This window comes from Allomuricauda sp. CP2A (assembly GCF_001683915.1).
Taxonomy (GTDB): domain Bacteria; phylum Bacteroidota; class Bacteroidia; order Flavobacteriales; family Flavobacteriaceae; genus Flagellimonas.
In genome coordinates, this window is the sequence record NZ_LXTT01000070.1 from 1 (window position 1) to 16,522 (window position 16,522).

Consider the following 16,522-nt stretch of genomic DNA (forward strand, 5'->3'; position numbering starts at 1 on the left):
AATCAATAGAAAATATAAGGTTTCTAAATATGCATTTAGAAACCTTATTAATTAATGCTTTATGGAAATACTAAAAAATTATGTAGGAGGATCTTGGGTGGAAAGTGCGGAAAAAAGCACCACGGATGTAATTAACCCCGCATCTCAAGAAGTGCTTGGTAGAGTGCCATACGGAGCTGCAACTGCCAAAGATGTGCATACCGCTGTGGAGATTGCTGAAAAAGCCTATAAAGAGTGGCGCAATGTTCCCGTGATGACCAGGGTTCAGCCCCTGTACAAGCTTAAGACCCTGTTGGAGGAGCATCGGGAAGAGTTGGCCCAGACCATTACCAAGGAATGCGGTAAGACCATTGGCGAATCCCGGGGAGAATTGCAACGCGCCATTGAAAATGTAGAGGTGGCCTGCGGGCTCCCAACGCTCGGTCAAAGTGAATTTTCCGAAAATATTGCTAGGGGCATCGATGAATTTATGATCCGTCAACCCTTGGGGGTTTGCGCTTGCATTTCACCATTTAATTTTCCAGGGATGATTCCATTCTGGTTTCTCCCCTATGCCATTGCCTGTGGAAATACCTTCATTTTAAAGCCTTCAGAAAAAGTGCCATTGACCATGATGAAGGTCTTTGAACTCATTGATCAGTTGGATTTGCCCGAAGGCGTTATCAACCTCGTTCATGGCGGGAAGGAAACCGTGGATGGACTTTTGGAACACCCCAAGGTAAAAGCCATCAGTTTTGTGGGGTCTACCCATATTGCCAAATACATTTATTCCAAGGGAGCTGCCAATGGAAAACGGGTTCAGGCCCAAGGTGGTGCCAAGAATCCAGTTATCATTCTTCCTGATGCCGATTTGGACATGTCTGTCAAAATTATTGCCGATAGCGTCTACGGCTGTGCGGGTCAACGCTGTTTGGCCGCCTCAAACATCATCACCGTGGGGGATAACGGAAAAGTAAAAGAAGCGCTTTACGAAGCCTCTAAATCACGGTCAACCGGATATGGATTGGATGAGAGCGTGGAAATGGGTCCAGTGATCACTGCCGAAAGCAAGGCCCGTATCTCTGGATTGATTGATCAAGGCGTTAAGGAAGGTGCCAAACTTTTATTGGATGGCCGTGATGCAAAAATTTCCGGCTTTGAAAAAGGTAACTTCATAAAACCCACTATCTTAGAGAATGTTCCCTTGGGCGGAGAAGTGATCAAGACCGAAATCTTTGGACCTGTTATGAGCCTTGTTGAAGTAGGGTCAGTGGATGATGCACTGGACTTCATCAATAGTGGAAGATACGGCAACATGGCCTGTATTTTCACCAGTAGTGGTGCCAATGCCCGTAAGTTCAGAAATCAGGCCAATGCAGGTAACATTGGGATCAACATTGGGGTGGCGGCACCCATGGCCCCTTTTCCTTTTAGTGGATGGAATGAAAGTTTCTTCGGAGACCTTCACGGTCAGGGTAGACATGCCATTGAATTTTTCACCCAGACCAAGATTGTCATTGAAAGATGGCCGAAAGAGTGGTCAAGAAAATTTTAGAAAGGAAAGAAAACATAGACTACATGGCTAAATTCAAGGAAAACCCCATTCACGATTTTGAATTATCAAAATCAGATATAAAAACCATAGGAAAGGATCTGCAAAGGCCAGAATGCATTTTGGCGGAGCCTGATGGATTCTTATGGGCAGCTGATGCAAGAGGTGGAGTAATGAAAATATCACCGGATGGGTCACAAGAATTGATTACCCAAACGGGCTCCGATTTTTTTGAAGCCGCAGACAGTGAAGCAACAAGATATTTGGAAGGAACCTTGCCCAATGGTCTGGCATTTGCTGATAACGGGGATATTCTAATTTCTAATTTCGGCACGGACCGCCTGGAACGCATGACGCGAACGGGGGAAACCATCGTTTTGGCCGATACCATTGAAGGCGAAGAAATAGGCAAGGTGAATTTTGTGTTACGGGATTCAAAAAACAGAATTTGGATAACCATTTCCACCAAAACAAAGAATTGGATGCATGCGCTAAAGCACGACCTAAAAGATGGCTACGTGGCCCGATATGAGGATGGTGCTTTCCGAATAATGGCAGATGGGTTTGGCTTTACCAATGAAATCCGGTTTGATAAAAATGAGGAATACCTGTACATCGTTGAAACCACTGGGGGCTGTATCACCAGAATGCGTCTTACCGAAAATGGGGATTTGGTCGATAGGGAAATTTTTGGACCCACCAAATTGGGGAAAGGGGCCTGGCCCGATGGAGTTGCGTTTGATGCCTATGGTAATTTGTGGGGAACCACGGTCTATTCGGACAAGCTGTTTGTGCTGACGCCGGAAGGGGATATGAAAACCCTCCTCGATGAAGGTGACCCAGCAAAAGTTGATGCCCTTGAAAAGGCATTTTTTAACAATAACGTCACGGAAGATGTTCTGTTTGCCACGGGTCAAGGTATAGCGCCATGGATGGCCAGTGTTACATTTGGAGGGCCAGATTTAAGCACGGTTTATATTGGTTCCCTTAAAGGCAAGAACATTCCCTATTTTAAATCTCCAGTGCCCGGTCTGCCCATGGTGCATTGGAAACAATAAAAAAACAAAAGAAGATTTATGCAACTACCAAAAGAAATGAACGCTCTTGTCCTAAAAGGTGTAAGAGATTTTTCAATAGAGACTGTTCCGGTACCTTCACCCGATGCTGATGAGGTCATCTGCAAGGTGGACACTACTTTCATCTGCGGAACCGACCCCCACATCATTAATGGGGATTTTCCAGGTTTTTGGCCCACCGGATTTCCATTTATTCCTGGTCATGAATGGTCTGGAACCATTGTACAGACTGGGAAAAAATCCGCTGAGCTGGGTTGGAAAGAAGGGGATAGGGTCTGTGGCATCTCACACTGTGGATGCGGATATTGCGAAATGTGTCAAAAAGGAAGGTACAACATCTGCCTTAATTATGGTCACGAAGAAAAAGGACATCGCCAGTACGGCCACTACACCCCCGGAGCCTATGCCCAGTTTATGCGGACTTCGGTAAAGAGCATCTTTAAAGTGCCCGATGGTATGGACCTGGAATATGCCGCCTGTGTGGACCCTTTGAGTATTGCACTCTATACTGTTGAAAGATCAAGGCTGAAACCAGGTGACGACATCCTCATTTTGGGAACCGGACCGCAAGGATTAATGGCCATTCTCTGCGCCAAGGCCATGGGTGCTGGTAGAATTATAGCCGCGGGAAGTGGTGAACGATTAAAAAAAGCCGAGGAATTGGGTGCTATTCCCATCGATTATCGAACCGAAGATGTAGTTTCCAAAGTGAAGGATATGACCCATGGAAGAGGAGTCCCCGCCGTTTTAGAATGCGCAGGAACCGCAAAGTCCATCAACACAGCCTGTTTGGCGGCAAGTAAAGGAGGTGTGGTCTCCATGATCGGAATTCCCCATTCCGATCCTTCGCTTCCCATAAAGCGGATGGTGTTGGAAGAAGTGGAACTGGTCGGGAATAGGGCAAATCCAAATACGGCCCAACCCACCATTGAAATGCTGATGAACAATCGAATTGACCTGACTCCTTTGATGACGCATCGATTCGATTTAAAGGATTTTGCAACCGCATTGGACACCTTTGAAAATAGAAAGGATGGCGCAATCAAGATTGCCACAAAACCAAACGGATAAATAGTAATACTAAAAAAGAACACATGGATAGTAAAGTAATGATTGTAAGTGGTGGTGCATCCGGACTCGGATTGGCCGCTGCCGAGAAATTTGCAGAAAACGGATACAATATTGTCATTATTGATATTGATCAAGAAAAAGGAAAGACCGCAGTTGAAAAAATAAAAGCCTTGGGCAAAGAGGCCATCTTTTGTTACTGCGATATCTCCAACAAAGAACAAGTACAGGATGCTGCCAAAAAGACCAAGGAGAAATTTGGAAGGGCAGATGTGCTGATCAACAATGCCGGATTGGAAGTTCGCGGAAGCATTTTACAATGCACCGAAGATGATTGGGTAAAACTGTACAACATCAACCTAAAGGGAATTTATTATATGTCCAATGCCTTTGTTCCCATGATGGTGGAGCAGGGTGGAGGCGCTATTGTAAATACAGGTTCCATTTTGGGATATCGGGCTGTTGGGGAAAGAGCGGCCTATTCATCATCAAAAGGTGCCATTGATACGCTTACCCGTAGCATGGCCTTGGACTTGGCCGAAAACAATATTCGGGTCAATTGTGTGGCTCCGGGCGCCATTGATACGCCTTTGTTGAGAGGTTCCATTAACGATTCCCCTGATCCAGAGGAAACCGAAAAAGTATTGGGTGCCAAGAGTGTGTTCCAAAGATTGGGTACTTCAAGAGAGGTTGCAAATGTGATGTATTTCTTGGCGTCTGATGAGGCTTCCTTTGTAACTGGAGCAACCTATTTTGTGGACGGTGGATGGTCCATGCTCTAGAAAGTATAGACCAAACCCTGAAAAGGATAAACTAAAGATCTAAAGAAGAAGAAACGCGTGGTGTATTTAGAAGATAAAGATTCCCTTGTTAAAAAGGGCATTACACAATTACTGGAAATCAAAGATGCCGATATCAGGATGCTCAGTTTGCATCAATGCAGGCATGCCATAGACAATGCCATTCATATTGGAGGGGCTTTTTCGGCCACCATTCCCATGGTGAGCCTATTTTATGGTGGAATCATCGATATTGATGTGGAGAACCCAACCTCAATCCAACAAGATCAGTTTGTATTGAGCAAGGGGCATGCGGTGGCCACTTTGGCTTCCATCTATTCCGATTTGGGGTATTTCGACAAAAAGATATTGGAGAATTCCCGATCTATTGAAAGCATCTTAAATGGGCATCCTGGACCTTTATTGCCAGGGGTACATTTGGCTACGGGCCCTATGGGTCAAGGAATGGGGGTTGCGCAAGGAATGGCCATTGCAGGTCAAAATTCCCAGAAATTTGATGTATTTGCCATCACCGGTGACGGTGAACTACAAGAAGGTCCTATTTGGGAAGCGGTAATGTATGCCGGTGCACAAAAGTTGGAGAATTTATGTGTGATGGTCGATAACAACGGCGGACAATTGGATTCCGTATCCCGACTGCACTATCCCTACCATGGCCTTGGGGCAAGCTTTGCAAGTTTTGGCTGGAGGGTCGTTGAGGTGGATGCAACTCGGTACCATGCCGTTTATGATGCACTGCATTCCTTCAAATATGGTGCAAGGGATGGACGCCCCACTGCGATTATCTGTAAATCAACCAAGGGACATGGCGGTTTTTCAGACCAAATGAACAACCACAAGGCCAAAATAGATGATGCTATCCTTGATCAAGAAACTGCCCTACATAAAAAGGCCAGAAAAGAGCGAGAGGCTTACTTCTGTGACTTTTTCAATGCATTGGGACAAGAGGACGGTTATGATGAAATACAGACCACAATACAGAAACATGCGGCTTCCATGGGACTGGAGTTGACCGGAGGCAAGAAGATCAAAGAAGTGAAGTCCAAACCTTCTAAAGTTAAGACCAAAAAGGCGCCAAAACGGGATAAGAAAATTACATATGATTCCAGTGCACTACCTGCGTTGGAAAAGGGAAGTTCCCATGCCGCCCACAAGGTCATTGAAAGTGCCATGAAGGTTTTTGCCAAGGATTCCAGGGTTTTCTCCGTGGATTCTGATTTGGCCTCCACCAGTGGACTTCAGGCCGGGATTGGGTTTGTGGACAAGGCAAGGGCCCATAATGCGGGTGTTGCTGAAGCCAATATGATGTTGATTGGGGAGGCCTTGGGTATTTTGGGCTCCAATGTTTGGGTGAGTACTTTCTGTCCGTTTTTTGATTGGAAAGTACTGAGAAGAATAGCCGTTGGCCATCAAGAACGATTGGAAATTATTGAAGAAAAAGGCTGGCTTTCCGAAGGACATGGCCTTGACTATACCATGTTGGCCACTGCCGCCGATCTGGAAACGCAATCCAATGGGGCTACACACATGGGCAATGACGATGTGCTTGTGATGAATGAAACAGCCCATGTTAAGATCATCAATGTGTCCTGTCCACAGCAATTATTGGGCATTATGAAATGGATTATGGAAGGAAATAAGGGAATCATCTACCTGCGTATTCTTCGGGCTCCATCCGATGTATTGTATGATACGGATTTTATGTTCGAGTTTGGAAAATCCTATACCATTGAACAAAAAAAGAAGATTGATGCCTATATTGTGAGCAGTGGAAGAGGCGTTTCAGAAGCTGTGGAGGCTAGCAAACTTTTGGAAAAGGAAGGGTTGGGTGTAGAGGTTATCGATATGCCTTCAATAGACTCGGATGCTATCCAAACGCTGTATGAATCGGGAAAACCGGTGTTCATTGCAGAACAGAACAATGGGTTTATCTGGACGCATTTTAGAAGAGTGCTTTTTTCAACAAGGGTAACCATTGATACTGCCAATCTGTACCCCATCAATCTGTCCAAAAACGGTGAGATAAACTATGTCCATTCCGGTACATACCCACAATTGGCAGCCCATTTTGGTTTGGATGCGGCAAGTCTCAGCAAAACGATTTCAAAAACTTTAAAATAAATACCATGACCATATTGCATGAAAGTGACGTAGAAGAGGTAAAACACCCGGGAAGGTTTATGCGCTGGCTCGCCAATGAGGACTCTTTGCAGGCAAATAATCTTTCGGTGTGTGTGATTCGGGTAATGCCGGGAGAAGCTGTTAGACCGGCCCATTCCCATCCCAAGAGCGAGGAATTGATATATATTATAACCGGTTCTGGAAAAGTGATGATTGAAAACGAAGTAGGGGATGTACGGGCAGGCTCGGCCATTCTTTTTGAACAGGGAAAGGTGCATATGCTCAAGAATACAGGGGATGTTGAAATGAAGGTGATTTGTTTCTTTGCGCCTGCTACCTCCATCGATAACTACAAGATGTTTGAGGATATTGAGTTTCCAGAATAAGAAATCTGGCATTAAAATACTTCATTAAAAAAGAGAGGCATTTGCCTCTCTTTTTTTCACTTGAACTAAAAAAACTACTAACACAACTAACTCCTACTACAACAGGGGTTATTTTTTATTTCTTATTCCAATAGATGAACGTTCCAGTATTGGTGGAGGTGAGAATGTCCATGGTTCCGTTGTTGTCCAAATCAACGGCATCCACTTCAGATCCAACCCCAGAACGGTTGTGGATCAATTCGGGAACAAATTTTGCCCCTCCAGGTGCATTGGTATCTCGTACCGTTTTGTACCAATACAAAACGGGTGCACCATAGGTGTCTGGATCAAAATAATTGTCCAAATGGGTGAACAAACGTTTCCCTACAATAAAATCCAGTAGACCATCATTGTCCACATCGGCCGAGGTGGCCCCATGAAGTTGGGAAAATGAGACATCTCCTGCATTTTCAAAGCCATAGTCGTCCATAATCATATGGCGGACAAAGCTTATTTCCCCATTTTTTCTTTTTTGCTCGTACCAAGCAAGGCCAAAGCCGTGTGAATTCAAATTGGTGACCACATCAAGAAGTCCGTTCCCATTTACATCGAATACGGCCATATGGCTGCTTCCAATGTTGGTGCTTCGTTTGCCATATCTTCCAAAGGCTACAGGGTGATATTTCCAGGTTTTGGTACTGTCCAATACTTGTGGCTGTTCCCACCATCCCAATGCATTGAGAATGTCCACTCGGCCATCGCCATTAATATCCCCGGTACCAATTCCGTGGGCAAGGGCATGTCCGGCTTCGGACACATTATAGACCGCCCAAGGTTTTGTGGGGTCTTTTTCATCAGGTTTGGCAAAACGCACAAAACCTTTGGCGCCATACACCAATTCTGGTTTGCCATCTTTATCGATATCAGTGAACTCCGTAATCTCACTTTGCCCCCCATCAGGAAGAACGATATAACTTTTCCAACGTTTGTGGGCTCCTTTTGGGTTGATGTAAAGGGTGGTGGAGAAGGCACTGGATAACACATCCGGCCATCCATCGCCATTAAAATCATAGGCATCCTGAACCCGGTTGTAGGCAAATTCTTTGGAAGGTCCTGCGGCAATCGCTGGAAAGATTTCAATGCGATTGGTAAAGTCCGGGCCATGATAAATGTAGGGCCCTGCCACGATATCCACTTCACCATCTTTGTTGAAATCTGCCGTATCCGTTCCCCACGAATAATACATATCGCTTATGGGCTGTATTTTAAATCGGTCTGAAACTTTTTCCAGAGGGGTGTTTTTGATGTAGGCATCCTTGATCATAATGTTTTTGAATTGCACTTTGCCCTTGCCGCCAATGTATAGGGCAACTGGCCCGTAGCCATCTTCATTGGTTTCTTCGCCTGTGGTTCCGCCCACTTCACCACCATCGTTCAAAAAGGAACGGATGACGTTCACATCCATATAACCTTCCAATTGGTTCCATTCTCCTTCCACAAAGTCGGTATTGGGACGGGTAACCGGAAGGTCTTTAGGGGGTTCAGGTCGCTTGTATCCCGAAAAAGAGTTGCCCTCATCTTCTTTGATGGGAGGGGCTATCCTATACCAAATACCACCTGCTCGTGCAAGCTTGGTACGGCTTGTTTCATTTCCCTGAAGGTCAAAACTGATATTGAATGGGGTTACGGAACCATCTGCCGCAATACTGACCAGAACCGCATCGATTTTGTCCCCTTTGTTTTCAAAACGATACAGAAAACCGGTTTCCACGGTACTTTCACGCTTTATTGAAGCTTGGAACGCCACATCCTGAAAGGATTGGTCAAAGCGTAAAATACCGGGTTTGTTGCCGTTCACAGTACCTGTTATGACCCCGTTGTTGGCTGTCCATTGGTTTTCCCCAAAAGGTTTCCATCGCTCCAGTTGAGAACCAGAAAACAAATAATCCGGAACAAAGGTGATGGCCTTTACATCCTGTAGTTTATCCAAATCCTGTGCTTGTACCAGCGTAATCAGAAAAAGGAGCAGTCCAAGGGTACTATATTTTTTCATCTTAATTGTTTTTAATGCCTAATAAAGTTAATCAGGTAAAGCGTATATTACATAACCTCCCTGTGCATCTGGGTCTTCCCCGTTTTCAGGAATTCCGTCACGACCAAACTTGATGGGAGTTGCTGCGGTCACGACCAAGTATTGCTTTCCATCCACTTCATACATGGCGGGTAAGCCTTCGCTGCCTTTTGGAAGTTTGGATTTCCATAATTCTTCGCCATTTTCTGCATCAAAGGCATAGACTCTTCCATCTTTTGAGGTTGAGAAGACCAGACCCGTTGAGGTAATGATCATTCCATTTCTTTGTGCCCTAAGCACACCGGTATTATCGTAGCCTTTTTTTAATGCTTCCAAATCCTGACCCAAGGGTCGTTTCCATTTTACAGTACCGTTATTGAGGTCGTAAGCCATTATTTGGGACCAGGGCGGGTTAATGATATAAGGGAAATTTAAACCCCATTGGTATAGGTAAAGTCGTTCGTGCTCCACTTCAACTCCTTCAGGATATGGCCCACCATATCTACCAGGATTACCTTCCAATATACGGTCTTCAAGACCACCGGGAGCACCCCCTGAAGCCACTACGGGACCTTCGGGAAGTCCATCATCACCACCTCCAAACTGAGAACTGTACCTGCTTGCGCCATCTTCGTCTAAAAACTCATACAAATCTTCTATTTGTTTAGCTGTTAAATCTGTAAAAGCGGGCATATCTCCAAGACCAGAAACAATAATGTTGGCAAAGTCTTTCATACTCATCCTTTCGCTGATGGTGTTGAGAGCAGGGCCTACAAGTCCCTCGCCCTGTTGTCCATGGCAGGCAGCACAATTTTGCATGTAGATTCTCGCATTTCCATAAAAGCCGCCAGTATTGGCTGTTCTTGCCTCGATTTGCTCCAAGGTCAAGAGTTTTTCATAGACTGATGGGTAATCAAGGGCTATAACATAAAGGATGCCTTTATCTGGATTTGCAGCAGTATTTCCCCAATTTACCCCTCCAACGGCCCCTGGTATGGCCAAAGTTTCAAATTTATCGGAAAGGGGGGTAAAAAATCCTGTTTGGAGACTGTCCTTTAACTTACGGGCCCAGTCGGCTCGCTCTTCCTCGGTAAGGAAAATTTCACTAAGATCATCTTCTGTAAACGTTGTCCGGGTAGCTGGGGGCAATACACTGGGAATAGGCTGTGTGGGCCAGGCTTCTTCTCCTTCTACATGGCTTGGGGGCATAGGTTTTTCTTCTATGGGGAACAATGGCTCGCCGGTATGCCTGTTGAATACATAGACCAATCCATTTTTGCCAACAACCGCAACGGCTTCAATTTTTTGACCGTCATGGTTTACAGTGAGCAGCTGCGGAGCAGAGGTCAAATCGTAATCCCATATATCATGGTGAACAGTTTGAAAATGCCATAGGCGCTCACCAGTTCTGGCATCCAGTGCCAATAGTGAATTTCCATAAAGGTTACTGCCAATTCGGTCTGCGCCATAATAATCAAAAGTTGGGGAACCCAAAGGATAAAATGCTATTCCATTTTTTGGATCAACAGTAATTTCTCCCCACACATTTACGCCCCCCACATATTTATAGGCATCTTTTGGCCAAGTGTCGTACCCGTATTCTCCCGGTCTTGGAATGGTGTGGAAAGTCCAGACCAACTCGCCGGTTACAACATTGTAGGCACGCAAAAAACCTGGAGTGGAAAGATAGGATTCTCCAGTACCCGTACCCAATAGGATCAAATCTTCAAAAATCTGACCTGGCGTGCCCGACTGTGCCCTGTTGAGGGTTTTGGGATCTCTATCCAGCCCTTGTCTCAAGTCCACCAAACCGTTGTCTCCAAAAGTGAGAATGGATTTTCCTGTGGTGGCATCAATGGCCTGCAGGTAATTATTAATTTGGAAAAGTAATCTTTTGTCTTTTCCATCTTCGCTTTCCCAATAGTTGATTCCCCTTCGTGCCATTCTGGATAAATTGGCATGAATCCATATTTCTTCCCCGGTCTTGGCATTGAGGGCCACCAAGGAATTATTTTTTGCATAGACATACATGACCGTATCAACCACAATGGGGTTGAACTGATAGATTTTGTTATCTCCGGTGGGATAGAACCAAGCCACTTCCAAATCTTTTACATTGGATTTATTTATTTGACTCAGCTCTGTATATTTTGATTGGTCATTTCCACCGCCGTAATTTCTCCATGTTTTATGCTGGTCGATTGTAGTTGTACCTTTTTCGTGATTGGTGCATGCCGAAGTAAGGCTCATAAGAACCAAGAGAGCTAGGGATCCTATGAACGAGGAGGAGATTGGCAAATCTCCCAATGAAAATGGAATGAATTTGATTTTTTTCTTCATGGTTACGGTCCGGTTAAGGAATGACTCTTTGTTTTGCCTTGTGCAATAATTGTATTGGTTTCAAGGGATTTAGGTGGAAGGAATTTCACCTACATCGGTCTTAAACATAAAAGTTGAAAATTATACACTTTAATTGTAATTGCTCCATTGGTGAAAAAAGGGTATGAAAATTGGATTTCCATACCCTTTTAATTGGTTTTTAGTAACCTGGATTTTGGGTTATCTTCCCATCGCTCAGGTCAATCTCTGTTTGTGGAACAGGAAATATCTCATTTACGCCATCTCGGAAGCCTGCTCCCTTGGCCGTATCATAAGTCTCGGCATAATTTCGCATGACTTCTCCTGCACGGCCTTGACGTACAAGTTCAAAGAAACGTTCAAATTCCTGCCCAAACTCAACACGTTGTTCGTGCCAGATAATTTCCCTAAGGGCATCTTTATTGGTTTCGGTAATTTCAGGAAGTACCGCTTCACCACCTCTTGCCCGAGCCCGTACTTCCTCTAAAGCCCACAAAGCTTCGGCAGTATGGTTGTTTTCGTTGGCAGCTTCTGCATACCAAAGCAATACCTTTCCAAGACGCATATAGATGTCGTCCCTTCCAATTTGAATGGAACCACCCACACGCTCATAGTCTGGGACATAGTATTTTTTGTTCAAATATCCTGTTGTACTGTTTCCAACATTGGCTATTTCCCCATCGGGCATAAGATCACCATTCTGATAGACGGTGTGGCCAAGTCTTGGGTCGCCGTCTTCAAAGCTATCCACAAAATCCTGTGTTGGCAGGTTAAAGCCCCAACCGTTTCTTGCCCTACTTCCAAAAACCGTGGTTAAAATATTTCTCACTGGAGCGGCCCCTTGATCGTGAAGGAACTGTGTCTGGAAAATGTGCTCAACACTATTCTCTCCATCTCTTAGGAACATGCCCAAATAATCTGGATCCAGGGAATATTCTCCCGAGTCTATGACCTGTTTAAAATAAAGTTCAGCATTCACAAAATCATCCAAATAAAGGTACACTTTGCCCAAATAGGCAAGGGCAGCTCCTTTGGTAGCTCTACCACGATCGGCATCACCATAAGCACTTTTTTCTGGAAGTACTTCACTGGCTTCTTTTAAATCTTTGATTATTTGATCATAAACCTGTGCTTTTGGTGTTCTCTCCATATCATAAGACTCTAGTTCTGCATCCAAAACCAGGGGAACATCTCCAAACACCTTTACCAAGTTAAAATAGTACCAAGCTCTTAAAAACTTGGCTTCGGCCAAGTACCTGTTTTTTAGGGATTCGTCCATCTCTATGTCCAAAATTTTGTCTAACACGAGATTGGCCCTGTGTACGCCTATATATTGATTTGCCCATGCAAAACGGGTAGCATCATTATCGGCCGGGATATTGAACAGGGAAACTTGTTGCGCATACAATTGGTCCGATCCAGATTCACCTCCCTTTTCGGTGTCATCTGAAGCCACATTGCCAAGTACCCAATGCATGAATCCGCCATTTCCATAATTACCACAGCACCAATTGTTACCCGTTAAAGGGTGGTATGCTGCCGTCATGGCTTTTTCGGCATCATCAGCAGTTATGTATGCATTGCTTTCCGAAATGGAAGCCAAGGGTTCTTTTTCAAGTATATCTGAACAACTTACCAATAAGGAAGTCAACAAAATTGTCAGTAAATAAAATCTATTTTTCATGATTATCTTTTTCTTTGCTAATTCAATTAACTATAATCCTACTTTTAAACCTATGGTATAAATCCTTGGAACCGGATAAATGGTCTCATCAATACCTACATACAATGGGTTACTGCTATTGTTTGTACCCAATTCTGGATCAAAACCAGGATAGTTGGTGAATGTAAAAGCATTTTGAACCGAAGCATAAATGCTCACTGTTGCTGCATCATTGAAAACATTTTCAGGGAATTTGTAAGACATTTGAATGTTTCTTACCCTTAAATAGGATCCATTCTCCAAATAGTATTCGGATGATCTCATATTGTTATTGGGGTCATCTGTATTGACCCTTGGGACCGTGTTACTGGTTCCGGGCCCTGTCCAACGATTTTCCCATACGTTCCTAGTGTAGTTGAAAAAGTTGGAGCCTTCTGTCCTAAATTTATATCCAGCAAAAATTTCATTGCCTGCAACGCCATTCAACTGCACCCTAAAATCAAAGTTTTTGTAGGAAAGCGAACCATTGAAACCATAGATGAATTTGGGCCAAGGATTACCAATTATGGTTTGATCCTCCGCATTTACAACACCATCTCCGTTCAAATCCTTAAAGCGGATATCCCCAGGGGCCGTTCCGGAACTTTGAAATGCATGGTTGTCCACTTCTTGCTGGGTTTGGAAAAGGCCATCGGTTTCCCATCCATAGAATGAGGCTATTGGACTTCCTTCTTGGGTTACGTTGACCAAACCTACAAATGAAATACGTTGAAAAAGGGAGGAACCAGCGTTGCTCAAGTCAACCACCTCATTTTTGTTACGGGCAATGTTACCTGAGATACTATAGTTGAGTCCACCGGGTGTGGTGTTTTCATATCCCAACAAAAATTCAAAACCTTTGTTCACTACCTCACCCCCGTTAACAAACGGGAAACTTTGTAGACCGGAATATCCGGCAAGAGGCACTTGCAAAAGCATATCTGTGGTTTGCTTATGGTAATAATCAAAAGAAGCATTAACCTTTCCATCGAAACCATTGAAATCAAAACCAAAATTGGTCTCGTCCGTGGATTCCCATTTCAAATTGGGGTTGCCTTGGCCTATTGGGGCCTGACCTCTGTAAACCTCCTGTTGTGAGCCAAAGACATAATTGATGTTAGGTGTGACCAAACTTGCAAAAGCGTAGTTCGGTAAAGAACTTTGGTTCCCCAAGGATCCCCATCCACCTCTTAGCATCAAATTGTCTATCCATTCCGTATCCTCAAGAAATTTTTCTTCAGACAGTTTCCATCCAAGGGAAAAGGAAGGAAAGTACCCCCACTTGTTATTTTCACCAAATCTGGAAGAACCGTCTGCCCGAAAGTTTACCGTTGTAAAGTATTTTCCGGCATAGTTATAGTTCACTCGGCCCAAATAGGAAAGAATACCGTAAGAACCTCCACTACCTTCAACTCGATTTGACTGGGTGTTCAGGTCTAGGTATCTTAGGTTTTCATTGAACGTGGCATTGGCGGGCAAACCTGCACCCTCGGCCAAGACACGTTTGGTTGTGGACTCCTGCGTGGTGAAACCTACCAAAGCATCAATATTATGTTTGCCTGTATTGGCAGTATAGTTTAATGTATTGGCCCAACTGTTTTCATCAAAACGGTTGGTTGTTTCTGTAAGCGAGGCAATATTATTGAAGATTCTGGATGAAATCTCATATTGCGGTGAAAAATTGACATTTTCAGTATCGCCAATGTTGAAGTTGTATTGCGACCTAAAAACAAAGTTTTTTAGGAAGGTTATATCGACATAAACGTTCCCGTTCACTACTTTTCTTTTGGTATCATTATTTGTATAATGAATTGACGCCGCAGGGTTTGTAGAGTTCAATGAAGTTTCAGAATAGCCCCATGAACCATCGGGAAATTTTACTGGAATCTCTGGGTTTGCTGTCAAGGTATTTCCTAAAATGGAACCAAAACTAAATTCTGAGATGTTTTCGTAACTGGAAACACTCGCAGACAAGTTTTGTCCTATGGAAATGCCAGGCGTAATGTCATGTGACGAGTTGATCCTTAGGTTAACCCTGTTAAAGGAAGTACCTTTAACAATACCTTCTTGGTCTGTATACCCCCCTGAGAAGAAATATCTGCTGGATTCACTTCCTCCATTGGCAGAGACCGTTATATTGGTCATTGGGGCCATTTGGAAAACCGCTTTTTGCCAGTCTGTACCCACACCCAGTGCTTCTGGATTATCATAAAGTGGTTCGCCACCTGCATTTACAAGTCCTTCATTGTAAAGGGTTGCGTATTCCGTGGCGTTGGTCACAGGAACATTCCTTTGAATTTGTTGAAACCCTTGGGAAAAGTTGATATCCAATCTAGATTTGCCCGGTCTTCCTTGCTTGGTGGTGATCAAAATTACCCCATTTGCCCCTTGGGCTCCATAAATTGCAGAGGCACTGGCACTCTTAAGCACCTGAATACTCTCAATTTGTTCTGGAATAAGATCTATTGGATCTGCATTGGGATTTCCATCCACTACGTACAGGGGTTCTGCATTGTTTACAGTTCCTGCCCCACGAACCCTGATCAAAAGACCGGAACCTGGGGAACCTGAGTTTTGTGTAACCTGGAGTCCCGCTACTTTTCCTTGAAGCGCCTGTCCTACTTGTACTACGGGTTCGTCCTCAAATTCTTCAGAGCCTACTACACCTATTGCACCGGTAATATCGCTCCTTTTTTGACTACCGTAACCTACAACAATAACCTCGTTCAATGCTGCAACATCTTCTTCCATTACCACATTGATCACGGTCTGATCAGCTACAGGAACGTATTGCGTTCTCATCCCAATGAATGAGAATACCAACACAGAACCTTCAGGAACGGTGAGGGTATAATTTCCGTCAAAATTGGTAACCGTACCAATATCGCCTCCTTGAACCACTACGGAAACTCCCAACAGCGGTATACCATCGGTTCCGGATACCTGCCCTGTGATAACCACATCTGCTTGGGCCTCATCCAAAGTGGATGTTGATGAAGTGGGTTCGGCAAGTCTAACGTTTATATTGTCGTTGACCTTTTTGAACCGCAATCTGGATTGTTCAGAGACTTTGTTCAACAATTCATTAAAAGAGATTCCCTTTTCTTTAATGGTGAAGCGTTTTTTGTAATCAAGAATTGATTTGTCAAAAACAAACTTGTAGCCGGAAATGGCTTCCAATTTTTCCATGAGCTCTTTCGTGTCGATGTTTTTCTGGCTAATATTCAGCCTCTGGTCATCGTTTTGGATGTTCACATCGGTTTCATTGAGCGCTGTAAGATCGTCTTGCCCAGATACCATTTGTGTTACTGACACAAAGGCCATGAGCAAAAGTAACCACCTACGCATGCTAGATTGGCGCAGTACTGATTTTTTTTTCATAATTTTGAGTTGATTTTGATTAATACTAAATCTGGATATTGACCGTCAC

10 protein-coding genes are annotated in these 16,522 nt (G+C 44.1%); 6 read left to right on the plus strand and 4 right to left on the minus strand.

Annotated features, from left to right (window positions below):
* The first annotated feature begins 61 nt into the window (after nt 1-61).
* From A7D14_RS08285 to A7D14_RS08310, 6 genes are read left to right on the plus strand one after another with little or no spacing between them, the layout of a single operon-like run.
* Nucleotides 62-1,534, plus strand: a complete 1,473-nt coding sequence (locus A7D14_RS08285; protein WP_067032689.1) for a CoA-acylating methylmalonate-semialdehyde dehydrogenase — start codon at nt 62-64, stop codon at nt 1,532-1,534.
* Between the two features lie 23 nt (nt 1,535-1,557).
* Nucleotides 1,558-2,589, plus strand: coding sequence for an SMP-30/gluconolactonase/LRE family protein (locus tag A7D14_RS08290; RefSeq protein ID WP_067032827.1), 1,032 nt, complete (start codon nt 1,558-1,560; stop codon nt 2,587-2,589).
* 18 nt (nt 2,590-2,607) lie between these two features.
* The gene (locus A7D14_RS08295) at nt 2,608-3,678 is read left to right on the plus strand and encodes a zinc-dependent alcohol dehydrogenase (protein ID WP_067032692.1); all 1,071 of its coding nucleotides are present in this window, start codon (nt 2,608-2,610) and stop codon (nt 3,676-3,678) included.
* 23 nt (nt 3,679-3,701) lie between these two features.
* Entirely contained in the window at nt 3,702-4,457 is a 756-nt protein-coding gene (locus A7D14_RS08300; protein WP_067032694.1) for an SDR family NAD(P)-dependent oxidoreductase, read from the plus strand.
* A 60-nt stretch (nt 4,458-4,517) separates the two neighbouring features.
* Nucleotides 4,518-6,596, plus strand: coding sequence for a transketolase C-terminal domain-containing protein (locus tag A7D14_RS08305; RefSeq protein ID WP_141673307.1), 2,079 nt, complete (start codon nt 4,518-4,520; stop codon nt 6,594-6,596).
* 5 nt (nt 6,597-6,601) lie between these two features.
* Entirely contained in the window at nt 6,602-6,982 is a 381-nt protein-coding gene (locus A7D14_RS08310) for a cupin domain-containing protein (RefSeq protein ID WP_067032706.1), read from the plus strand.
* A gap of 115 nt (nt 6,983-7,097) precedes the next feature.
* Here A7D14_RS08310 and A7D14_RS08315 read toward each other — a convergent pair whose 3' ends face one another.
* From A7D14_RS08315 to A7D14_RS08330, 4 genes are all read right to left on the minus strand, one after another.
* Nucleotides 7,098-9,014 carry an FG-GAP-like repeat-containing protein gene (locus A7D14_RS08315; protein ID WP_067032708.1) on the minus strand — a complete coding sequence of 639 codons (1,917 nt, stop codon included), beginning with the start codon at nt 9,012-9,014 and terminating at the stop codon, nt 7,098-7,100.
* Nucleotides 9,015-9,041: 27 nt separating this feature from the next.
* Nucleotides 9,042-11,372, minus strand: coding sequence for a PQQ-binding-like beta-propeller repeat protein (locus tag A7D14_RS08320; RefSeq protein WP_067032711.1), 2,331 nt, complete (start codon nt 11,370-11,372; stop codon nt 9,042-9,044).
* Between the two features lie 199 nt (nt 11,373-11,571).
* Nucleotides 11,572-13,074: a RagB/SusD family nutrient uptake outer membrane protein gene (locus A7D14_RS08325; RefSeq protein ID WP_067032712.1), complete on the minus strand. Its 1,503-nt coding sequence runs from the start codon at nt 13,072-13,074 to the stop codon at nt 11,572-11,574.
* Between the two features lie 30 nt (nt 13,075-13,104).
* Nucleotides 13,105-16,473: a SusC/RagA family TonB-linked outer membrane protein gene (locus A7D14_RS08330; protein WP_083158029.1), complete on the minus strand. Its 3,369-nt coding sequence runs from the start codon at nt 16,471-16,473 to the stop codon at nt 13,105-13,107.
* Nucleotides 16,474-16,522 lie beyond the last annotated feature (49 nt).